Source organism: Stenotrophomonas sp. YJH_SMC_6, from assembly GCF_059371335.1.
Genome location: NZ_JCAFUM010000004.1, coordinates 298,184 through 320,143 on the forward strand (window position 1 = coordinate 298,184; position 21,960 = coordinate 320,143).

A 21,960-nucleotide genomic window follows, 5' to 3' on the forward strand; every position below is an offset into this window, starting at 1 on the left:
GCGTCGGCCTGGATGAATTGTTAGCCGATTTGCTCAATCCACATGTTCGCTTGCCGCTTGCCATTCAACCAATCCGCATAGGTAATCATCCTTTTCCAAGACTGATCATTATCCAACTGCTGGATGCGAGAACTCGACTCATGGGCATTGGAAACCTCAACGAATCTTCTGGCTTGATTGGTGAAACCACGCCGAATCTTCATTGGGCGCCCCATATAGCCGCCCCTCTGATCATCGTCAGCGACAAAAAGAATCCTATCTTCACCATCCGCATTAAAAGTAGGGTCACGAAAAACATCGCCCAGCTTGTGAACTACGTGGCGCTCAGCCTCAATGTAAGACTTGGGCAGGTACCAGATCTTGTACCCAAGCACCTTTTCGCCACCACGCCCTTCTATCAGCTTATCGACATTCATCTCGCAACATGACTGTCGACACCAAAGCTCGGGGATAACATCAACGAATATGGGCGCCCCCTTGCTGATTGACTTGCAAAAGTCTCGAACTTTCGCGTCTATTTGCCCCGGGGTTGTCAGCCCATCAAGCTCCATCAATTGCTCCTCTCGGCTAATTATCTAATAGACGACCCCAGGGTCCGGCTATACAGCTTATCCGCAAAACAGCGCATGGCGGCCTTTCACCTTAATGCAGTTCGATCCTAGACCGACCATGCGCAGCTGACAAGCCAGCGCGTACCCGGACCCGGCGGTGGGCTCATTGACCGAGCCAATGTCCTTTATGTTTCGCATGACGCCCTGTGGCCAGATGCGGACACTCGCAATATCTCAACCACGCCCAGCCACGAAGCGGTTTGGCCCTGAGAGAATGTTCGAGCCGGCCCCTACTTGAACATGTCCAAAAAGTCCTCGTCTTCATGCTGCTGCTTCCACGTGGAGAGTACGCAGAGACTCATCCCACTACGCATGGCAACCACCTGGAATCCTACGAGTTCATTCTTCGTGACACGCTACTGCAAGGCGATTACCGGCTAGCGGCTTTGGTCTCTGGAGCAGCTCCAAGCCGGAACTAGGCATCTACTTCAGCGATTCGTCATTCCCGCCTTTCCGCCTGGATATGGATAGACGAAACACCGGAAACCAAGGAATGATTGGACCAAGCATCCAGCTCTTCCGCAATTGAACCACTCAGGAGCCATCCGCGGCCGGTGCACTGTGCCGAAGCCAGGGCAAGAACCACAAACTCAGGCCACGATTGCGCAGCATGACGGGAGCAGGCACTCACCATGAAGCCGCCCTTGTGATATGGCTCGGCGTGGAGATTGCTGACTTCAAGACCTGCTTGCTCAAACATCCGCGCCGCGACCTTGAGAGCCGCCTGCTGCGATGTGCAACTGGTGAACAAGCGCCAGTACAACTCCATGAGCCCACAATCTTCCAAAAGGCCCTCTGGGCGCGGTCCCTACTTATAGCAGAAGGCGCGCACGACCTTTCCCCTCTTACCACCCGTGGTGCCAGCATCAAGGAACAGATGGTTGAAGAGCACCCACGGCTTGAACAGTGAGCACCCTGGCATGAATCCCGAGAAGATCACCTTGAGCTGGGGCCGGAGAATCGAGAAGCCCTTGTTCGGCCCTCTATGTTCCTGTCGCGCGCCGCCATCAATGCACAGGCTCCGCCTTCAGCGCGCTTGAATCCCTGCGCATCAGGTACAGCGCAACCAGGAACGGCCACAGCGAGTTGATCGACGAGAACAGCCGCTGGGTCAGCCCCCTGAAGCCCTCCGGATCCGCTCCCAACACGTTCAACCAGAGATAGACGATGCCCGCGATGCTCACCATAGCGGTCACGGCGTACGCCCTTCGGTTGGCCGACCACGCGCTCAATTCGATGTGCGACATCGCCGGTGCAATGATGTTGGCGATACCGATGGTGTAGAAGCCGTGCATCGGATGGCCCATGGGCCAGAGCCCGTTGGTCAGCATGGAAATGCCAAAGACCAACCAGCAGATTGCACCTACTGCAATTCGGCGACCGGACTCCCGCCATGTCCCGATGGCAAACGCCACGAAGCCTACGCCAGAGCCGATGGCGGCGATCCTGGCGCAAATGCTTGCAAGCATTGGCGCCTGCAGCAGCTCGCTGGCGTGCTGGGCAAGCGGGTTGTAACCCGGCGCGAACAGGGCAGCGACGCTGGTCCAGAACAGGAACCACGGAAGCGGGAGCAGACCCGCAGACAGAAGAAGTCGATTGCGGCGTAACACGTCCAGTGATCCTTGTAGCGGCCTGCGCCGGTGGGTGGAGTCCGTTCAAACGCCGCAGAACCTTCCTGCTGCGGGCAGGACAGTTCCTGGTGACTACAACGGTAGTCAGATTCTGCGTGACGCCCCACGGGGTCAATAGGCAGAAAGTCACTCATGCATGGAGGCGAATTACGCGGCATCCATCAGCGACCGTCAGACCAATGCTGTCGCATTTGCCGCGCCGTACATCTCTGACGGAAGGTTCTGACGACTCCGTTCCAGAAGTGCCGCTGCGCCTAGCACACCAAGGCTCTCGCCCCTTTCCACGCTATGCGACAATGCCAAAAGCGTCTCGGGTTTTGGCGGCATTGACCCCTACCCGTTGGCATTCCGAACAACAGCAGGTAATCGTTACTGCGCCACCGTGCATCGGTGGTCGGGACTCGAAAACCCGGATTGCTAGACGTAAGTTTGCGCTTGCCAGCCGGCACCACCGCACGTGGTGCCGGCTGGCAATCCGTCTGCCGGCTATGGCGGGCGGGGCGTGGGGGCCTCGTGCCCGCCGGCTTTGTCTAGCAACCGGTTTTCGAGCCACGCTCTGCCCGCCACCTTTATCGGTGGCGGCTTCTGCCTGCTTGCACGGAGCCCGCCATGACCACGCCGCACTCCCCTCCCCCGCGCCCGATCCAGGAAGCGCCCTCGGCCGCCCCGGCCCTGGATCCCAACAGCCTCATCGCCATCCTGCACGCCATCGGCGCGGGTGCTGCGGCCGACGGCCAGCCCTGGCCCGAGCGGCATCACCTGCGCAGCCGGCAGATGGCGTTGTCCGACGCCGACTGCGCACTCACTGGCCAGCGCATCGTGCAGGAGATCCTGCTGGCGGCCGAACGCACGCGCCAGAACGGTGAGCCTGAGCAGTACGTGGGCGACCGGGTGATGGAGGGGCTGGTGATGGCCGATCTGGCGCTTACTGCGTTCATCCACGAACGGGTACGGCCCAAGGACTGAGCGCTTGTGGCGCGTACGTTTCTGCCTGTGTCTGGGGTGACAAATGAAGAACCACAGCCTTGCCGCTGCGGCGGTGTGCGCCTCGATCATGGCGGCGGTGTGGATGGGGTGGCCCGAGCCTGCGGGCGATCAGGTGTGGGCCTACCAGAAGCTGCGGCCGGCCGATTACCGCCTGCTGCACAGTGATGCACTTGGCTTCGTGACCGCGAAGGCCCACGAGGGCTTTGAACTGCACGCGCGCCATGCCGGGGCGACGTCCTTCGAGATCCGGTGCAAGGGCGTGCTGGTGATGGACGTGGAGAACGCGCCCTCGCGCGTGCTGATCCGCATGCCCGCCGATGCACGCTGGCGGGCGCCAGACATCGAGCGTCTGCGCACCAGCTTCGAGCGTTGGCTGGATCTGCACCAGAGCCAGGGGCGGTTGCTGGTGGAAAGTGCGGGGCCTTCGTGGGTTGAGGCACGGCTTGGGCGCCTTGACAGGTCGGTGCCTGATGACCAGCGCTGCGTGTTCAGGGACCCAGGCCACCCTCGGCTGGAATCTCCCTCGTCATTCCGCCTATCCAGCAGACCATTGCAGGCAGTGAAAGGAATGGCAGCATCATCCTCGGCATTGCTCCGAAATTCCAAAAGAGCCGCGTGAACCACGTGCCCTCGGCACCGTTTCGGCGCAACTTGTGGCTGCGCAGAAGCCCCGCTAGCATCGGCTCAACGGTTTTTCCCGTTCTGCCCCCGCATCCATGATGGAAGCCCCCGTGACCGAATCGACCGCCACTGAAGTTTCAGCCGAAGCCGCATCTCACAAGGGCGAATTCTTCCTGATCGACGCAGGCTTGCTGAGCAACGGCGGGGTACCCGGTATAGAGATCGCCAACGAAGACAAGCTGATCGATCCGGGGATGAATGTCATCTCGCGTCCTGATGGAACGCCAGGCCAGTATCCGGAGCGCCCCCACCTGGTTCATGTGCCCGAGAAGGGCGCAATGCCACGCGATCTGGAAGAGCTCGCTGGCATCTGGATTGTGTCGGAACCGTTGAAGCAGCTGTTTGAGCAGATGGACCCCCAGGCGTTTGCCTTTGTGGCCTGCGACTTCAGCCTTGCCGACGGCAGCCCCGGGCCTCAGTACTACCTGGGCAATGTGCTGCGCAGGCTCGACGCTCTGGATGAAGCCTCGTCCCGCGTGAGAATCAAGCTCGACCACAATTATCAGACCGGCGAGGACGAGAAGCTTTACAGCCTCGTCGGCGGCGCCAGCCTGGTGTTCAAACAGGACGTTGTGGGCGATGCCCATATCTTCCGCCAGGATCGCATGGGCGCACCGCCCATCTGCGACCGCGCGATGTTTGATGCATTGAATGCCGCCAACTTCTCCGGCGTACGGCTGCGCGATGTAGCCGATCTCTAGGACGAGCGCCTTCAAACGGATTCTTGAATGAGGTGGTGCGCATGGCCGACACACCGGTTTTCCAGGGACACCATCTGATCGAACAGAATGCGTTCGAACAAAGCCAGCTGCTGAAGTCGCTTGCCAGGAGTGGTCATTTCACGCTCCACGGTTCCGACAACATCCTCAACCTGCCCGCAAACCCCGCGCTGGCAACCCGGTTGGGTATATCGCCGCACTCGGGCGGCCCGTTGAGTGCGTACTCGGATCAACTGAAGTTCGTTCTCGACGACCTCGCAGAAACCTACGACGGCCGAGCGCTGCTGGCGAAGGATTCTGCGCCGGATGTGCGCGCTGCCGCCGCCGAGCGTATGGCTGCCCGCATCCAGAACCTGGAGTTCACGCTTCGCGCCGGCATCCTCAACGGCGACCTGGTCACCAACACGCCGGAGAACATGACCCCGGCCGAAGCCAACGCCAGGATCCGCACCTTCTTCGCCGATCTGGACGGCTACCAGCGCACCCACGCCGCGCAGATTGCGGAACTGAAGACCCTCAACCCGACCGAGTTGCGCTGGCGCGGCGTCACCCACTCCGAAGCCAACGTGACGGCGGCGCTGGATGCCATCGACCAATCCGGCAACTCCACCCTGAGCGAGCGCTGGGGGGGCCGCGCATCGTTGGGCACCGCAATCCAGGAGGCCAACCAGGGCGGCCGCCTGCCGCTGAGCGAGCACACCGCGGCCCGCGTGCGTACGGCGTTCAACCCGGAGATGCCACTGACCATCATGCGCCCTGGCCCGGCAACCACGGCTCCGGAACTGGCAGGCTCTGCTGGGCGCGCTGGCGCTGCGGAAGGTGCCGCCGAAGCTGCCGCCGCGCGCGGACAGATTACCGGCGCGCGCGTACTCGGGGCCGCGGGTGTTGCCGCACTGGCCGTGGACTTCGCCATCACCGGCCACCGCGTGGCCGAGTTGCACAGCGCGGGCAACAACGCCGGCGCAAAATCTGCGGCCACCCACTTCGTGGGGCGCACTGCAGGCGGCTTCGGTGGCGGCTTCCTGTTGGGCGCGGGGTACGGATTGTTCACCGGATCGTGGACCGGGCCAGGTGCGCTGGCTACCGGGCTGCTGGGCGGCGTGGCCGGTGGCTTCGGCGGTGAGTACTGGGCGCAGTACCAGGACAAGAAAGCGGTTTACACCCAGGTGGACCGCAGCGGCAACGAATGGAGCCGCGATCCGGAAGATGCCAAGGGCACCTGGAGCCGCAGCGTGCGCACGCCGCAGCCCGACGGAAGCTACCGCGAGACCACCATGGTCGCCGGTGGCCGGCTGGCGGACGAGCTGAACTACAAGGCCGCCAACGACTCGTATTCACTGGGCATGGCCAACCTGCCCAGGCCGCAGAACCCCTTCAAGCTTGATGCAGGCGGCGAGAGCGCGCCGCCGCGCGAGCCGTTTGAAACCAACCGCCACTACGTGCGCAATCCGCACAACGGCGAATGGAACCTCTCCATCCACGCGATGATTGATGGACGCGTCCCTTTTGACTACAGCGTGCCTGTCAGCCCGGAAAAGTCGGGCCAACTGGAACGGGAATCGCAGCGCATCATTGCCCAGAACGCCTTGAACACGCCGGAGGCGCTTGCCGCCCGTTACCAGGTGGCGTTCAACCAGTACAACTGGCACGAGTTCGCCACCATTGAGCCGGTACCGGAGGTGATCACCAACGCGCTGACCCAGACGCAGCCCCTGCGCGCTTCCAACGGCGAGAAGTACACGCAGGATGCCAAAGGGCAGTGGCAAACGCCGGATTGGCTGTACGGCACCAACCCGGCCGAGGGCAGCATCGTCGAGGAGCTCAATCGTACGCGCCAGAGCCAGCAGGCCGGCGTACAGGAGCTGACGTCCATGGCCGACATCGCCCGGGCCAACCCCACGCCAACCGAATACGGCCTGCGCAGCCAGGTGGTGGACGCCTACCGTAGTGCCGGCATTGTGCGCAATGCTGAAGAGATTGATGACGCCGTAGCCGCCGTTGCCCAGGATCACGCACGCGCCGTGCCCGACTTCGGTACGTTCATGCTGCAGGTGCAAAAGGATGGCTCGCTGGCCACACTGGCCGGGAAAGATGACGAGCGCATGCAGATCGTCTGCGTCACCACGCCACAGGAGATTGCCCAGGCACACGTGCAGCGCTCGACTGCGGAGCAGCAGTCCGCGGATGCCCTGCCGCGCGCGCCAACTTCACCTGAGCCCGCACCGAGTGCATCGCCGCCACACACCTCCAGGCCTGCCACGCAGCACGACGCTGACGTAGACCGGCACCACGGCACGGCCCTTCGCCCAGATGGCAGCGGGCTGCTGGAACAGCTGCGCTCGTCGGTAGCCATGCTGGATGAGAAGAACAACAAGCCGTGGGACCAGAGCAGCGACCGCCTGCTGGCCAGCGCCTACCGGCTTGCAGCAGAAGCCGGGTTCAAGCCCGGCGACCAGGTAGACATGGCACTGAGTGAAGCCACCGAAACCCGTGCTGCGGGCGCCACGCTGTTCGTGACGCGCTCAGGACCGGGCGCGTCATCGGACCCCGCCGCCAACCGGGTGCAGATGCCAACACAGGACGCCCTGGCGGTCGCACCGGAGCAGCAGTATGCAGCGGCCAACCGGAGCCTCGGCGCTCAGGATCGGGAGCAGTCGCAGCAGCTGGCACAAGCGCAGGAACGGCAGCAGGAAGAGAGCCGGCAGGGGCCGCGGTTGGGTTGATGGCAACGTGACGCTTGGGTTCTTCATGAGAACGCCAGGGTTCCTGCCTGGACGGAATCAGGCGAATGCTCCCTCCGAACATCTCAAGCCTTCCGGAGGTTAGCCCGCACTCCCGAGCGTGCCCATTGCTGGGAGTGTCACGGCACTACCGCTCTGATCTGCGAGGTCATACACCACCAATGCCTCGTCTCCAGTTCCGGCGCGGCACTTCAGCGCCCCCCTGTTGTCCCAGGCGGCGGACCCTCCCGTCATCTCGAATCCATCGGCATGGCCCACGCCGTTGCATACCAACACGTTCATCCCAAGCTCCCGCGCGACTGTTGCGTAGTGGCGGTGAGCCCGCTCCATACCGATCATGTTCTTTGCAACGCTGGCAACGTAGACCGTCGCTCCCGCGTCCTTGGCCCGCAATGCACTTTCCATCTGTAGCGACTCGAAGCAGATGGCGGGGACAAGAATTTCCTCTCCAAGGGTTACTGACAGGGACGTGGTTCCTGCCTTGAAATAAGGCAGTTCGTCGGCATGCAGCATCTGCTTGGTGTAGACAGCCGGTGCCTGACCGCTGCGGAAGACGAACATGCCGATCTCCGGCCCATCCTTGCCGCGATACGGCCCGCCGACTGCGACCAGAATCTGGTGCTGATCGCTCAGAGACTGGAATACCTCCAGATGCGCGTCATCTGGGATCATTGCCAGCTGTTCGGCCAACCGTGGCTCATAGCCGGTCAGCGACATCTCCGGAAAGAAGACCGCCGCACCGCCACACGAGACGGCCCGTTCAATGAAGTGCACGTGCCGTTCGATATTGCCATCGATGTCGCCAGGGGCTGATCGCATCTGTGCTGCAACAATCTTCATTCCATCCTCTCTACTCAGACGCAGGCCGAAGCAAGAACCGCCTCGTACGCTGATTATGCAACCGCCGGTTGAGTGCATCCATCGGGGATCGAGGCGCGATCGGGTTGCTTCAGCGAGGCGACTCCTGATGCGCAGCGACATCTGTTCAGGGAAAGGGATCGCCCTTGACCGGAATCCCCTTAGCCGTTTCACCCGCAATGCCCGATGGCGCCGTGCCGAATGCCTGCCGCACCATCGAACATCCATCCGCAGGAATCCACACATGAGCCTGGCGCTGGTCCACAGCCGTGCCCGCGCCGGGGTCGATGCCCCGCTGGTGCGGGTAGAAGTGCATCTCTCTGGCGGCCTTCCTGTCACCCAGATCGTTGGCCTGGCCGAAACCAGCGTGCGCGAATCCCGCGAGCGTGTGCGGGCCGCCCTGCTCTGCGCTCGCTTCGACTTTCCACAGCGGCGCATCACCCTGAATCTGGCGCCCGCCGACCTGCCAAAGGAAGGCGGGCGCTACGACCTGGCGATTGCCTTGGGCATTCTTGCGGCCAGCGGCCAGGTCGATCCACAGTCGCTGCTTCAATACGAGTTTCTGGGCGAGCTGGGGCTGACCGGCGAGCTGCGGCCGGTGGCCGGTGCACTGCCGGCCGCGATTGCCGCCGCTGAAGCCGGTCGCATCCTGGTGGTACCGCCAGGGAATGCCGCAGAGGCAGCTTTGGCCGAGCACGCCGATGTGCGTGTAGCGCGTACGCTGCTGGAGTGCTGCGCCGGGTTGGGCAATCCGCGCCTGTTGCCGCCCGTGGAACGCGTGGACACGACACCGTTGCCACTACCCGATCTGGCCGACGTGCGCGGGCAGGCGCACGCCCGGCGCGCGTTGGAAGTGGCTGCCGCCGGTGGGCACCATCTGTTGTTGATCGGCAGTCCTGGCTGCGGCAAGACGCTGCTGGCCTCGCGCCTACCCAGCTTGTTGCCGGATACCGAAGAGACTGAGGCGCTGCAGCTGGCCGCGATTGCATCGGTGAGTGGCGAAGGGCTGGACCCAAGACGATGGCGGCAGCGGCCCTTTCGGGCACCGCATCACAGTGCCAGTGCGGCGGCGCTGGTAGGTGGGGGCAACCCGCCCTGCCCCGGTGAGATATCACTGGCCCACCATGGAGTCCTCTTCCTTGACGAGCTTCCAGAGTGGAACCGCAGCGCACTGGAAACCCTGCGCGAGCCACTGGAGTCCGGCCACATCCGCATCGCCCGCGCGGCACGCAGCGTGCAGTACCCCGCGCGGTTCCAACTGGTGGCCGCGATGAATCCCTGCCCGTGCGGCTGGGCCGGTGATCGCAGCAACCGCTGCCTGTGCAGCGATGAACGGATCAACCGCTATCGCGCACGGGTGTCCGGTCCGTTGCTGGACCGCATCGATCTGCATATCGGCGTGACGCGGATGGACGCGGTGGAGCTGCGGGAGAGCACGCCGCTGGGTGAGCCCAGTGCTGCGGTACGCGCACGGGTGGAAGCCGCCCACGCCCGGCAGCAGGCGCGTGGCGCGCTCAATGCGCATCTGCCGCCAGCGGCGCTGCGGGCGTGCACGAAGCTGAGCGAGGCCGATCAGGATCTGTTGGAGCAGGCCATCGAGCGTCTGCAGCTTTCGGCACGTGCGATGCGCCGGATTCTGCGGGTGGCGCGCACGATTGCTGATCTGGCGGGTTGCGAAGTGATCCAGACAGCGCATCTGGCTGAGGCTATTGGTTACCGGCAGTTGGACCGGGGAAAGCCCTAGAAGCACCGTCCCGAGTGGTCGTTGGTAGAGTCGACTGTTAGTCGACTCGCGCGCGAAGCGCGGTCTCCTGGTGGGCCGACGCGAAGAGCAGTCGACTAACAGTCGACTCTACCAGGAGCGGGTCATGGCCGCCTGGCGGCGCTAATGCCGCCCCCGCCATCACGCCGCGGAATCCACCCGCCCCCGCTTCGCCAGCAGCGCCACCCGACGGCTGACCAGCGCATGGAGCTCCGCCAGCTCCGACGCCCGGTCAGCCGTCATGTTCCCGCCAAACAGCACCCGCGACAACGCCGCCTCGTCGCTGTCCTCCGGGTGCTGCCACCGGTCCCGGTACACCTTCTGGCACACCAGCCAGGCCAGCCGCAGCCCCCCACCGGGCAACGGACGGACCACGCGCTCGTAGACGTGCCAGAACTGGTACTCGGTCTGCAGGTCGATCACAGGCGCCGCGGACAGCGCCTGCCGGGGCCGTCCTGGGCCCCGGATGCCGAACAGCAGGGTTCGCGGGTTGTGCTGTGCCATGCCAACAGGATGACCCAGCAACATTGTGGGAACCTTGCGTCGTTGCCGGAAAATCGCTGCCGGCCGCGCAAAGCTGGGTCTGGGGTCAGAGCCCTTTGCTGCGCAAAGGGATCTGACCCCGATCACGGGATGGCTGCGGGGTCGGATCCCTTTGCGCAGCAAAGGGCTCTGACCCCGGCCTTCGTTGCCTCAGAACGTCATCGAGGTACTGAACATCAGCTGCCGTAGCGCGCTGCGCTGCAGGGTCTGGTAATCCCCCGAGAACGACGAGCCGGCGATGGTGGCGGTGCCGATGTTGTGGCGGTTGAACAGGTTGCTCACGTCCAGCCGCAGCTCCAGGCCGGGCACGGCGCTGTCCGCACCGAAGCGGTAGGCGGCATAGGTGTTGACCTGCCAGAAGGTCGGCACGCGGATGTCGTTCTCGTAGGTGAAGGGCTGGCGCAGGTACGAGGTCCTGGTGGCACCAAAGCGCCAGTCACCAAAGTGCGCGGACAGGTCGCTGACCAGCGAGATCTGCGGGTAGCCCGGCTGGGCGTTGCCCTTGATCGGGTAGACCGTCTCGCCCACCACGAAATCGCTGTCGTAGTACGAACGGGCCACGGCCACGCCCTGGTAGAACTGCAGGTGTTCGCTCAGGTCGGCGGTGATGCCAAGGTCGGCGCCGATCACGTGCATCTTCGGCATCAGCCGCACGGTGTTGATCTGCGCAAACTGAGTGCCGATGGCCGCCGACAGCAGGCGATTGCGGATGTCGTTGTAGAACACGTCGCCGGTGATCGTCAGCCGGTCGAAGCGATGCGATGCGCCCACGGTGAGGTTCCAGTTCTTTTCCGGGCGCAGGGTGCCCGCCACGCGGTCGAACTCTTCCTGGTCGGTGATGGTCCACGCCGAGGCGGTGTAGCCGATGTTGCCGCGCTGGGCCACGCGGTAGCCGTTCATGGTGTTGGCCAGGTCGATGAAGGCATCGGTGGATTCAGTCGGGCTCCAGAACAGCGAGACATGCGGCAGGAAGTTGCTCTTCGCGCGCAGCGTGCGGTTCACCGGCCGGTCCTCGGCATCGCCGAGGCCGCCACCGCTGGTGCGGAAGTCCACGGCCTTGAAGCCGACACCCAGCTTCAGCGTGTCGTTCAGCACGATGTCGTCCTGCAGGTAGAACTGGCGCGAGCGGGTCACCCAGCTCGATGCGTTGTCGGTCTTGAACGCGGGGCCATACACATCGAACGGACCGGTGGCCTTCAGCGGCGGGCCCTCGCCCAGCAGCGGCTGCTGGTACCACTCGGTCTTGGCTGCGGCCTTGCTCTTCTCCTGCCAGAAGCCGGCGGTGAAGGTGTGCGCGCCCGCCTCGAACTGCAGGTTGAGCATGCCGCCCAGCCGGTTGAGGCGCGGCGTCTGCACCTGTTCGGAGAACGGCGCGCCGTTGGGCGACGGTACGGTCGGGTCGGTCAGCGTGGCCTGGGTGTGGCTGTTGGCGTTGTACAACTGCACGTTGCCGCTCAGCGCCGGACTGATCTGGAAACGATGGTTGATCGAAGACACCCGGTCACGGGTGATCTGGCCGGTGTCGTACGGAATCAGTTCGGACAGCTCACCGCAGGTGTAGGCGCCGCAGGAATTGCCCGCGTTCTCCGGCGAGGCCACGTAATACGCCCAAGCGTAGTCCGGGTAGAAGATGTCGGCCTTCCAGCCCAGCTTGCGGATCATGTCGAAGGAGATGTTGTTGTAGCCCCAGACCTTGGCCTTGCTGTCTGACAGGAACACGGTGAAATCGCCCCAGGCGACGTCCTGCTGGAGCTTCAGGTCGCCGCGCAGGAAGTTCTGCGTGCCCTCGCCCTGGTACTTGTCGGCGGACACACGCTGCAGGTCGACCAGCACTTTCGGGCCATGCTCGCCGAGCTGGCCGCTCTGCCCGGATACAGTGGTGACCAGCGTGCTGTTGCTGCCCACGCCCTGCTTCACGCGCAGGCTGGGCGTGTCCTGCAGCTCGCGCAGGCGGTATTCCAGGCTGCCGCCGTTGACGCTGCTGGAGAACACGCTGACCGGTGCGCCACCGGGGCTGACCGTGATCGCGCCGATGCCATCGGGCACGCCCACGTTCACCACGCTGGTGCCGGTGAGTGAGAGGAAGCCGTTGTCGTTCAGCGGCACGCCTTCGAAGGTGATGCCCATTTCGTTCATGCGGAAGCCGCGCACGAACAGGCTGGTGGCCGAGATATCCAGGCCCAGCCCGTCGGTGGCGGTATAGCTCGCGCCCGGCACCTGCTTCAGCATGGCCAGGCCGTTGTTGCCGGTGACTATCGCGTCGAGGTCTTCGGCCTTGATGATGTAGCGGTTGGGGCCGACCACCTGGGTCGGTGCCACGGCCGCACCGCGCGGCGTGGCGATCACCTGCAGGGCGTTGAGCGTGGTGGGCGAGTCGTGCGCGGCATCGTGCGTTTCTGCGGCGTACGCAGGTGCGGTGATGGCCGCGATGATGGCCAGGGCGAGGCGCGTCGTGGGTGGGGTGTTCATGGCAGTAAATCCGTGTGCAGGGAGAGAGCGGCGCAGGCGCACGCCCAGCGCGTTGCAGCACCGGTGTCGGCGCCCTGGCTGGCGATGCGGTTGCGTTGAAGGCGTGACGGCGCGGTGCGTGCCGGTCAGTGGCAGAGGAAGACGATCCTCTGCCTCAGAATTCGATGGGGTGATTTCGACGTGCGGAATTCTTGCATCGCACTGCCGCATTCGCTATTGCACGGTGGTACAGCGCGGCTATACGCAGGTATCGTCCTGTCCGGTATCTTCAGATACCCGATTCCAGATTGGCAGGAGCCTTGATGATCCGCTGGACCACCTGGAAAGCAATAGCCACCGTTGGCATGATGTTGCTTTCGTGCATGGAAACTGCGCTATCGCACGACAGAGTTGAAGTGCGTTCCCCAAAGCGTCTGGATGCCCTGATCGACGCGCTCATCACCACGTCGTCGCCGATCAGCCCGGCCCAGTTGCATGAGCTGGGCATCATCGCGCCGTTTTCATTTGAGAAGGATGCAGGACCGCGCATCTACCGGTCACAGCCGATGCTGACCGCCGATGGCTTTGCCATCGATAACGTGGAGTATCGCGTTATACGCGGCGAGGACGATGAAATCCGCCTTCTGTTCGTCACGTTCGTGGATACGCCATGCTTCCCACTGGAGCGGTTGGCTAAGCGTTACACCCTGCAGCCATTCATCTATCCACCCAGCCATGGTGCGCCATTGATCGCGCGGAACCACGAGCAGCACCATTCGCTCACCGTAGGAGCGCAGGAGATCATCGTCCGCAGCCAGCGCGATGCTCCGCACTGCGTGCTGGGCCTGAGGCGCTGAGCGCCGCTTGGCGCCTCAACGCAATACGTAGGTCTCAATGGCGCGCGCCACGCCGTCATCAGCATTGCTGCTGGTCTCAAACCGCGCCACCGCCTTCACCGCATCAATGGCATTGCCCATCGCCACGCTGGTACCGGCGTACTGCAGCATGGTCAGATCGTTTTCCTGGTCGCCGATGGCCATCACGTTGGCGCGGTCGATGCTCAGGTGCTCGGCCAGCTTCTGCAGGCTCGGGCCCTTGCCTGCGCGGTGGTCGAACACTTCCAGGAAGTACGGCGCGCTCTTCAATACCGCGAAGCGCTCGGTCAGTTCGCTGGGCAGGCGCGCGATGGCGGCATCCAGTACCTCGGGCTCGTCGATCATCATCAGCTTGATGAAGGACATCGACGGGTCCATGTCTTCCACGCGGCGATAGGACAGCGGCATCCGCGAAAGATGCGAGTCGGCCACGGTGTAGTAGCTGATGTCCTGGTTGGGCGTGTACATGCGCTGGCTGTCCAGCGCCTGGAAGTGCACGCCCACTTCGCGGGCTACCTGCTCGCAGAACAGGAAATCGTCGAAGCTGAGCGGATACTCGACCACGGTTTCGCGCGTGCCGACGCGCTGCACCAGCCCGCCATTGCAGGCGATGCAGTAGTCGTCGTTGCCGGTGATGCCGAGCTCGTGCAGGTACGGCGCCAGGCCCGGAACCGGGCGGCCACTGGTCAGCACGATGTGCACGCCCAGCGACCGCGCCTGCGCGATGGCCTTCCTGGCGCGTGGGGTGAGCTGGTGCGACGGGTCCAGCAGGGTGCCATCCATGTCGATGGCGACCAGTTCGATGGTCGATTGCCTGCGGCCCATGTCCATTGCGTTCAACTCGTGCGGGGCACGCCAGTTTACCCCCTCATGCCCGGTTCACCTCTTTGCCCACGTTGGCCGGGATACTGCGGGAGCCTGTGCGTCCCCCACCGCAGGACGGCCCGCTGACCGCCCTTCCCTGGAGAACCTTGCGACGCATGACCTACCGTGCCCCCGAAACCAACGACAGCGCGCCCCTGGCCCAGCAGATCGAGCAGATGATCGACGAGCTGCCCGGCGAACAGGTCAGCGTCGCCACCCTGCTCAGCGCGCTGGGCGATGAAGGCCTGCTGCTGATCGTGATCCTGCTGTCGGCCATCTTCATCATTCCCGTATCGATTCCCGGGCTGAGCACCGTGTTCGGCGCCTCGATCCTGCTGATCGGCCTGAGCCGGGTGCGCAACCGCCCGCTATGGGTGCCGCAGAAGCTGGCGCGCCGCGAGATCGCCACCGACAAGCTGAAGGCCAACCTGGGCCGTGCGCTGAAATGGGTGCACCGCATGGAGCGGCTGTCGCGGCCGATGCGGCTGGCGGTGATGGTGCGCTCGAAGAGGATGATGCGCCTGAACAACCTGGCGCTGGTCGTGGCCACCCTGCTGCTGATGGCGCCGGCCGGGCCGATTCCCTTCAGCAACACGCTGCCCGCACTGGCGCTGATGTCCTTCGCCATAGGCTTCATCCAGCGCGATGGCGCTGCGGTGGCGGCCGGTTATGGCTTCGTGGTGGCCACGGTGGTGTATTTCGGCGTACTGCTGGGCGGCGTCGGGTTTGCTGCCGAGTCCGTGTTCAACGGGGTGCGTGGCAACTCAATCTGATACTCGGCTGCGGGGTTGGGCATACGGGCAAGGCCGCGCCACGGTGGACGCGGACGCACGTCACGTCACATCACAAAGGTTCTACGCGGGCTGGGGCCGGGCGCGTTGTCGATCCAGAGCTTGAGTTCGGCGAGGTTTGCGAACTCCTTGGTGTACAGCTTACCGTCTACGACACAACACATCAGCAGTTCGACGTCGTTGGCATCGTCATTTTCGCCTTTATCGTCGGTGTCATCGTCCAGTGACAGCAGCCATCGCACGTAGTCCCTGAAATCCTGAAAGTCGACTCCGACCTTCTGCGACACCATCGCCTGTGCAAACTCCTGGACCGTCTCGCACTGGATGGAGACGGTGCTGCTGAAGGTGATATCAGCCTGAGGAAGTTGGATGATCGCGGGAGTACAGACATAGGTTCCGTAGCTCCTCACGGGAAACTCGATACTGGACCCCTGGCGCGATCGCCAGCCGATCAGATGGCAGCTTGCATGGATGTCAGACCACCCATCCAGGCGACGGCACAGCGTCTTCCTGCGCGGCTTTCTTGCTTCACTGGCTGCATCACGCTTCTCATCCTTGAACTCTATCAGCGAGAAGTTCCGGCCATCTGAGGCAAGCACGTCCGCACCCAGCCGAACATCCTGATGGTCGGTTGGCGCGATATAGGCACTATGCCCCAGGTTCTCCAGCTCGCGTTCCAGGTTCCTGCTGAACGCGGCCACGTTGGACGTTTCATGATTCAACTTCATACGATGCTCCCTATCGACGGGGAGCATCGTAACGAAATGACCAGCATCCGGTCATCCGGTGCCGGCCAGCGGCCTTCATCGTGCCGACACCCGCCACACCACGTCGCCCACGTCGTCGGCGACCAGCAGCGCGCCTTCGGCATCCATGGCCATGCCCACCGGCGCACCCATCAGCGTCTTCTCGTCCTTCGAGGCGAAGCCGCTGACCACGGTCTGCGGCCGCCCGGTCGGCTTGCCGTCCTTGAACGGTACGTAGACCACTTCGTAACCACTCAGCGGCGAGCGGTCCCAGCTGCCGTGTTCGCCGATGAAGGCACCGCCGTGGTATTGCGGCGGCAGCGCCTGGCCGGTGTAGAACAGCAGGCCCAGCGGCGCCACGTGCGAGCCGATGGCGTAATCCGGCACGATCGCTTTGGATACCAGGTCCGGCCGCTGCGGCTGCACGCGCTCGTCCACGTGCTGGCCGTAGTAGCTGTAGGGCCACCCGTAGAAGCCATCCTCCTTCACCGAGGTGAGGTAATCAGGCACCAGGTCGGCACCGATCTCGTCGCGCTCGTTGGCCACTGCCCACAGCTGGCCAGTGCTCGGCTCCCAGTCCAGCCCGGTCGGGTTGCGGATGCCCGACGCAAAGATGCGGCTGCCACGGGTGGCCACGTCCACTTCCAGCACCACCGCGCGGCGGTATTCGACGGCAAGACCATTTTCGGTGATGTTGCTGTTGGAGCCCACGCCCACGTACAGCTTGCGGCCATCGCGGCTGGCCAGCAGTTCCTTGGTCCAGTGGTGGTTGATGGTGCTGGGCAGGTCGGTGAACTCGCGGCCCTTGTCGGACATGCGGGTTTCACCAGGCACGTAGTGGTACTGCATGATGTTGCCGGTGTTGGCCACGTACAGCGTGTCGCCGATCAGCTGGATGCCGAACGGCGAATGCAGGCCTTCGATGTAGACATGCTGGGTCCAGGTGTTCGTCCCCGGCGTGCGGCGCAGCAGGGTGACCCGGTTGCCGCCCTTGCCGGCCTTGCCCGAGCGCGCCTTCACCTTGCCGGCGATCCACTGCTTGGGCGTGGTGACCGGTTCTTCGCCGGGGCCGTTGCCTTCCACCACCAGTACATCGCCGTTGGGCAGGGTCAGCAGCCGCCGCGGATGCTGCAGGTTGGCGGCGATGCGCTCGATCTTCAGGCCCTCGGCCACCGTGGGGGTCTGTCCATCAGCCCAGCCAACGCCCTTGGGCACCTGCATCGGCGGCATCAGGAAGTTGGCCGGCTTGGGCAGCGGCGGCTGCGGGCCCGACTGGTCGGCCGGATGGTACTCGGCCTTGCCGGCGCAGGCCGACAGGGCGGCGGCCAATGCCAAGGCGGCGACGGTGGGCAGGATGTGCTTAGCCATGACGACCTCCCTGCAGCACCGGCGGCTGCAGTGACAGCAGGATCAGGCCCAGCGCGATCAGGGCCACGGTCAGCGCCGACAGGATCGTGCCCGGCACTGCAACGGCATACGCATCGCGGCTGTGCACGAAGGCGTTCCAGATGGCCAGCACCACCGCGATCAGGTTGAGGAAGAAGTCGATGCGGTCGATACGGGTGGCCGTGCCGTTGCGGCGCCAGACCGCGAACAGGTTGATCAGGCGCGGAAGGATGGCGATCAGCAGGCCGAAGGTGATCAGCCAGGCGGCGGCCTTTCCCCACATCACCTCGGCGCTGTTGAGGTAGATCGCGTCGAAGATCAGTGCACCGACGAAGAAGCCGAAGGGTATCGGGTTCAACAGGCTGAACAGCGTGGTGCCGAGCCCGCGATGTGCCTGGGCGAGCGGATTGACCATCATCGTGCTCCGTGCGGAAGGGTACACGGACTGTAGTAGCACAGCGCGTTGTGAGGGCGCGCGATGATGCCCCGGCGGGGCTGCCACATCCGCCGGGAGGGCACCGCGCTACGCGGGTTCGTCCTCGCGCACCTCGTGGAAAGGCAGCATCGTCTCGAAGCCGAATTCGTGTTCCATGCTGGTGCGGACCAGGCCGCCGATGGCGTAGCGGCTGGTGTTGGCATGCACGTCTATGCCACCGAGCCGCCACTCGGTGCGCAGATGCAGCGTCTCTGCGCGGCGCATGACGATCCGTTCCTCCTGCAGCAGCGCGCGTCGGTGCCTCTTCATCAACAGCCGCAGCGGTTTCACCGTGGTGATGCCGAATGCGGCCAGCTCGGGCAGCAACTCGGCGATATCGGCATCGTCGCCATAGTCGTGGCTGCGCGTATGCACGGACAGCACCACCTTGCGGATGGCGGCAACCGAGAGCGGGGTCTGGTCTGCGCGCGCACGTGCACGCTGGCGTCCATTCTTCATGCGTGTCTTCATCTGCATGTGATTACCACGTTTCCGGCCCTCGAAGCAGACGCGCGAAGATGGCGTGAAGGCATTCGAATGCCCTGTCATAACCTGACGTACTAAGCGTTTGTGACGCAATCGGCACATCTGCACATTGCTTGTGTGAAGAGGTAGGGGGTTCTCCGTTGTGTCGCGTTTGGCTCGTTGCGATGGGGCAGTTCCGCCCCGCCGTCCTGCCATGCCGATTCACAACAGAAGGATTCGTGTATGAAGCGACACACGCAACGCTCCGCGCCACCGCGCTCTGCGCGCCTGGCCCTCGCCACTGCCCTGGTGCTGGGCAGCCTGGCCGCCACCGCCCAGGCCCAACAGGCTGATCCGCTGGCGGGTATCCAGTGGCACCTGCTCAACACCGGTCAGACGGTCCCGGCCGACACACTGCCGGTGGCCGGCAACGACCTGAACGTGGATGGCCTGTTCCGCAATGGCATCCGTGGCCAGGGCGTCACCATCGCCATCGTCGATGATGGCCTGCAGATCGCCCACCCGGACCTGGCGGCCAACGTGGCCGCGGTAGCCGGCAAGAACTTCACCAATGGCTCGAACAACCCCACCCCGACCAACCCGGATGTCGACAACCACGGCACCATGGTCGGTGGCATCGCCGGTGCGGTGGGCGCCAACAACCTGGGCGTGCGCGGTGTGGCCCCGGCGGCAACGCTGAAGGGCTTCAACCCGATTTCGCGCTCAGCCCTGGGCAACCAGCAGAGCAACATCGAGTACGCCTGGTGGGACGGCGCGGAGTCGGCCGACGTGCAGGTGTTCAACAACAGCTGGGGCGCCGGCCCGGGCAATCCGAACCTGCCGCTGGCGTACAGCGAAAACACGATTCGTTCGTACGAGCAGGCGCTGTCGGGCACGCGTGGTGGCCGCGGCGGCATCTACGTGAAGTCGGCCGGCAACAACTTCAACAATGCCTCGATCAGCCAGACCCAGGATGTCTGCACCACCGACACCAAGAACCGCAACACCGGCTGCGTGCCGGCTGGACGCGATCCGCGCAACAACCTGTTCAACGTGATCACCGTAGGCGCGGTGCGCGCCGATGGCGTGCGCTCGTCGTATTCCTCCACCGGCTCGGCGCTGTGGGTGTCGGCCTTTGGCGGCGAGTACGGCCTGCAGGCGCAGTACGCCCCGGGCCTGGTGGCGCGGGCCTACGACCCGGCCATCGTCACTACCGACGTGACCGGGTGCGCGCAGGGCAGCAACAAGAACACCAACCGCCAGAACACGCTGGACAGCAACCTGTCGGCCATCGACAGCACCTGCAACTACACCGCCAAGATGAACGGCACCTCGGCGTCAGCGCCGATGGTCTCGGGCGTGGCGGCACTGGTGCTGGAAGCCAATCCGAACCTGTCCTATCGCGATGTAAAGTACATCCTGGCCACCACCGCCACCCGCAACCACCCGAACCAGCCGGCGGTGACGCTGGCCGACGGGCGCACGCTGGTGCCGGGCTGGACGGTGAATGCTGCCGGACGTGCCTACAGCAACTGGTATGGCTTCGGCGTGGTCAACGCTGCACGCGCGGTGCAGGTGGCCGAGAACTTCCAGTCGCTCGGTGCGCTGGTCGACAGCGGCTGGCGCAACACCACGCGTACCGTGGCCATCGGCAACACCTCGGCTGCCGCCGCACGCCTGACCTTCCAGTTGGCCAACGGCGCGCGCAACATCGAAAGCGTGCAGCTGGGCTTCCGGGTCAACCACCGCAACACGCGCCAGCTGCAGTTCGTGCTGGTGTCGCCCAGCGGTACCCGCAGCGTGGTGCAGCCGGCGTTCACCGCGATCGGTTCGGGCACGGGTGGCGCGCAGAGCAACTTCACCAGCTGGGACCTGCTGTCCAGCAATGCCTTCCTGGATGAGAATGCCAGCGGCACCTGGACGCTGGAAGTGACCGACATGGGGCAGGCCGCGACCGCAGCTTCGCGCGGCAACCTCGAATTCTTCAAGATCCGCGTTCTGGGGCACTGATGATGAAGACCACCATTCTGTTGAGCACGCTCGCCTTCGCGGCGATGACCTCCCCTGCCTGGGCACAGAGCTCGGGGCAGACCCCTCCAGCCAGGACCCTGTCGACCGTGGATGCGCAGGAACTGAAGGCGTCCGCTACCGGCCGCTCGTTCGATGTGGGCGGCACGCGCTTCCAGCTGTCTCCCTCGACCACCGTGAAGCAGGCCAGCGGCGGTCAGTTCACGATCACCCCGCCGGCGGCGGCGACCACCAGTTCGCGTACCAAGCGTTCGCTGGATGGCGCAGCGGCCGCGCCTGCTGATGCCGGTGCCGGCAAGTTCGCGGCGGCGGTCTCCCGCGACGGAGCGCCGGTGGTGGCGACCTCGCGGGTCAAGGTGTTCTTCACCGATGCGGCATCGGCCCAGCGCGCGGCTACGGCCACCGGTGGCACCGTGGTGAAGGTGTCGAAGGCTTCGGGCCAGGCCATCGTGGAGTATCCGTCGGTGAACGCGGCACTGGATGCGACCACCAGGCTGCTGTCCATCGCCGGTATCCGCGCCACCGAGCCGGACGTGGTGCAGTGGGAAGAGACCAAGTAAGGCGTTGAGTGGTGCCCCCGGCCGGCTGGCTCTCCTGGCCGGCCGGGGGATTGGTGTGGGGGGGGCGTGCCGACCAACGGTCGGCACCCACCGCGGTAGAGGTGGCGTCAGCGGGCGGCGAGTGTGTCGCTGTGCTTGCGGCTGCAGCTGGCCAGTGCGTCGTTGCCGGCGGCGGGATGAGCGGGCTCCAGCAGCAGGCGCTGCACGTCGGAAAACAGCTTGTCCACCGGCATGCCATAGGGCGCGAACAGGCGCAGTCGCCCTTGGCGGTCGAACACGTAGCCACCGGCAATGTGGCTCATCGTGTAGGTATCCGGTACTTGACCGGGTTCCTTATCGTAGAACGCCTTGAAGTCGCTGGCCATCGCCGCCAGCTGCGCTTCGTTGCCGACCAGTGCGATTGCCTTGGGGTCGAACGCTTCCACGTAGGTCCGCGCAACCTCCGGGGTGTCGCGGGCCGGGTCAACGCTGACGAACACCACCTGCAGCTGGTCGGCATCCTTGCCCATCAGGTGCTTGACCTGGCTCAGCTCGACCATGGTGGTCGGGCACACGTCCGGGCAACTGGTGAAACCGAAGAACAGATAGGTCACCTGCCCCTGCAGGTCCTTCGGGCCGCGCACGGTGCCGTGGCTGTCGGGCATCGACCACTGCTGGCCGAGCTCTTCGCAGGCGATGTCCTTGGAGTAGAAGTCCATGCGCGACTGCGCACTGCAGCCGGCCAGCAGGCCGAGCAGCAGGCCTGCGGCCAGCCGCAGGCCACGTTGGGGGAACGCGATGCCTTTCACG

At 64.4% G+C, this 21,960-nt stretch carries 21 protein-coding genes; 9 read left to right on the forward strand and 12 right to left on the reverse strand.

All coding sequences use genetic code 11. The features are described from left to right. Positions 1-20: 20 nt before the first annotated feature. The 3 genes from AC5P9N_RS06425 to AC5P9N_RS06435 all read right to left on the reverse strand — a co-directional run bounded on the left by AC5P9N_RS06425 (position 21) and on the right by AC5P9N_RS06435 (position 2,221). On the reverse strand, positions 21-416 hold the full coding sequence (locus AC5P9N_RS06425; protein WP_143566062.1) for a hypothetical protein: 396 nt from the start codon (positions 414-416) through the stop codon (positions 21-23). Positions 417-1,050: 634 nt separating this feature from the next. Then, complete coding sequence (locus tag AC5P9N_RS06430; protein ID WP_012481479.1) at positions 1,051-1,380, reverse strand: hypothetical protein; 330 nt, start codon at positions 1,378-1,380, stop codon at positions 1,051-1,053. Positions 1,381-1,618: 238 nt separating this feature from the next. Beyond that, a complete protein-coding gene (locus AC5P9N_RS06435) occupies positions 1,619-2,221 on the reverse strand; it encodes a DUF998 domain-containing protein (protein ID WP_076739455.1) in 603 nt (200 codons plus the stop codon). A 630-nt stretch (positions 2,222-2,851) separates the two neighbouring features. On the opposite strand from AC5P9N_RS06435, the gene AC5P9N_RS06440 reads away from it, so the two are divergent. The 4 genes from AC5P9N_RS06440 (at position 2,852) to AC5P9N_RS06455 (ending at position 7,352) form a co-directional block, all read left to right on the forward strand. Next, positions 2,852-3,208: a hypothetical protein gene (locus AC5P9N_RS06440; RefSeq protein WP_024957929.1), complete on the forward strand. Its 357-nt coding sequence runs from the start codon at positions 2,852-2,854 to the stop codon at positions 3,206-3,208. Between the two features lie 43 nt (positions 3,209-3,251). Beyond that, positions 3,252-3,848 carry a hypothetical protein gene (locus AC5P9N_RS06445; protein ID WP_024957930.1) on the forward strand — a complete coding sequence of 199 codons (597 nt, stop codon included), beginning with the start codon at positions 3,252-3,254 and terminating at the stop codon, positions 3,846-3,848. Between the two features lie 100 nt (positions 3,849-3,948). Further along, positions 3,949-4,611 (forward strand): imm11 family protein, encoded by a 663-nt coding sequence (locus AC5P9N_RS06450; RefSeq protein ID WP_024957931.1) that lies wholly within the window; start codon positions 3,949-3,951, stop codon positions 4,609-4,611. Between the two features lie 41 nt (positions 4,612-4,652). Beyond that, a complete protein-coding gene (locus AC5P9N_RS06455; RefSeq protein ID WP_099484214.1) occupies positions 4,653-7,352 on the forward strand; it encodes an XVIPCD domain-containing protein in 2,700 nt (899 codons plus the stop codon). 99 nt (positions 7,353-7,451) lie between these two features. Here AC5P9N_RS06455 and AC5P9N_RS06460 read toward each other — a convergent pair whose 3' ends face one another. Then, entirely contained in the window at positions 7,452-8,210 is a 759-nt protein-coding gene (locus AC5P9N_RS06460; protein WP_099484215.1) for a carbon-nitrogen hydrolase family protein, read from the reverse strand. 262 nt (positions 8,211-8,472) lie between these two features. Between AC5P9N_RS06460 and AC5P9N_RS06465 the strand changes: the two genes are divergently transcribed. Beyond that, a complete protein-coding gene (locus AC5P9N_RS06465; protein ID WP_099484216.1) occupies positions 8,473-9,972 on the forward strand; it encodes a YifB family Mg chelatase-like AAA ATPase in 1,500 nt (499 codons plus the stop codon). A 159-nt stretch (positions 9,973-10,131) separates the two neighbouring features. On the opposite strand, the gene AC5P9N_RS06470 is transcribed toward AC5P9N_RS06465, so the two are convergent. Continuing rightward, the gene (locus AC5P9N_RS06470) at positions 10,132-10,518 is read right to left on the reverse strand and encodes a hypothetical protein (RefSeq protein WP_099484217.1); all 387 of its coding nucleotides are present in this window, start codon (positions 10,516-10,518) and stop codon (positions 10,132-10,134) included. Between the two features lie 165 nt (positions 10,519-10,683). Then, positions 10,684-13,002, reverse strand: a complete 2,319-nt coding sequence (locus AC5P9N_RS06475; protein WP_099484218.1) for a TonB-dependent receptor — start codon at positions 13,000-13,002, stop codon at positions 10,684-10,686. Between the two features lie 302 nt (positions 13,003-13,304). Here AC5P9N_RS06475 and AC5P9N_RS06480 point away from each other — a divergent pair, with 302 nt between their 5' ends. Then, positions 13,305-13,838 carry a hypothetical protein gene (locus AC5P9N_RS06480; RefSeq protein WP_239498920.1) on the forward strand — a complete coding sequence of 178 codons (534 nt, stop codon included), beginning with the start codon at positions 13,305-13,307 and terminating at the stop codon, positions 13,836-13,838. A 15-nt stretch (positions 13,839-13,853) separates the two neighbouring features. Here AC5P9N_RS06480 and yidA read toward each other — a convergent pair whose 3' ends face one another. Next, positions 13,854-14,687 (reverse strand): sugar-phosphatase, encoded by an 834-nt coding sequence (yidA, locus tag AC5P9N_RS06485; RefSeq protein ID WP_099484220.1) that lies wholly within the window; start codon positions 14,685-14,687, stop codon positions 13,854-13,856. A gap of 149 nt (positions 14,688-14,836) precedes the next feature. On the opposite strand from yidA, the gene AC5P9N_RS06490 reads away from it, so the two are divergent. Next, a complete protein-coding gene (locus AC5P9N_RS06490) occupies positions 14,837-15,493 on the forward strand; it encodes an exopolysaccharide biosynthesis protein (RefSeq protein ID WP_099484221.1) in 657 nt (218 codons plus the stop codon). A 65-nt stretch (positions 15,494-15,558) separates the two neighbouring features. Here AC5P9N_RS06490 and AC5P9N_RS06495 read toward each other — a convergent pair whose 3' ends face one another. From AC5P9N_RS06495 to AC5P9N_RS06510, 4 genes are all read right to left on the reverse strand, one after another. Then, positions 15,559-16,239: a hypothetical protein gene (locus AC5P9N_RS06495; protein WP_148239696.1), complete on the reverse strand. Its 681-nt coding sequence runs from the start codon at positions 16,237-16,239 to the stop codon at positions 15,559-15,561. A gap of 75 nt (positions 16,240-16,314) precedes the next feature. Continuing rightward, positions 16,315-17,625 (reverse strand): PQQ-dependent sugar dehydrogenase, encoded by a 1,311-nt coding sequence (locus AC5P9N_RS06500; RefSeq protein ID WP_099484224.1) that lies wholly within the window; start codon positions 17,623-17,625, stop codon positions 16,315-16,317. Next, on the reverse strand, positions 17,618-18,058 hold the full coding sequence (locus tag AC5P9N_RS06505; RefSeq protein ID WP_099484225.1) for a DUF2231 domain-containing protein: 441 nt from the start codon (positions 18,056-18,058) through the stop codon (positions 17,618-17,620). The genes AC5P9N_RS06500 and AC5P9N_RS06505 overlap by 8 nt, the downstream gene beginning before the upstream one ends. A 108-nt stretch (positions 18,059-18,166) precedes the next feature. Beyond that, complete coding sequence (locus AC5P9N_RS06510; protein ID WP_225792023.1) at positions 18,167-18,577, reverse strand: hypothetical protein; 411 nt, start codon at positions 18,575-18,577, stop codon at positions 18,167-18,169. Positions 18,578-18,826: 249 nt separating this feature from the next. Between AC5P9N_RS06510 and AC5P9N_RS06515 the strand changes: the two genes are divergently transcribed. Both AC5P9N_RS06515 and AC5P9N_RS06520 read left to right on the forward strand, forming a co-directional pair. Next, a complete protein-coding gene (locus tag AC5P9N_RS06515) occupies positions 18,827-20,593 on the forward strand; it encodes a S8 family serine peptidase (RefSeq protein ID WP_005411470.1) in 1,767 nt (588 codons plus the stop codon). Continuing rightward, positions 20,593-21,171 carry a DNA breaking-rejoining protein gene (locus AC5P9N_RS06520; RefSeq protein WP_099484226.1) on the forward strand — a complete coding sequence of 193 codons (579 nt, stop codon included), beginning with the start codon at positions 20,593-20,595 and terminating at the stop codon, positions 21,169-21,171. The genes AC5P9N_RS06515 and AC5P9N_RS06520 overlap by 1 nt, the downstream gene beginning before the upstream one ends. Positions 21,172-21,278: 107 nt before the next feature. Here the strand turns inward: AC5P9N_RS06520 and AC5P9N_RS06525 are convergent, their stop codons facing one another. After that, the gene (locus AC5P9N_RS06525) at positions 21,279-21,959 is read right to left on the reverse strand and encodes an SCO family protein (protein WP_099484227.1); all 681 of its coding nucleotides are present in this window, start codon (positions 21,957-21,959) and stop codon (positions 21,279-21,281) included. Position 21,960 lies beyond the last annotated feature (1 nt).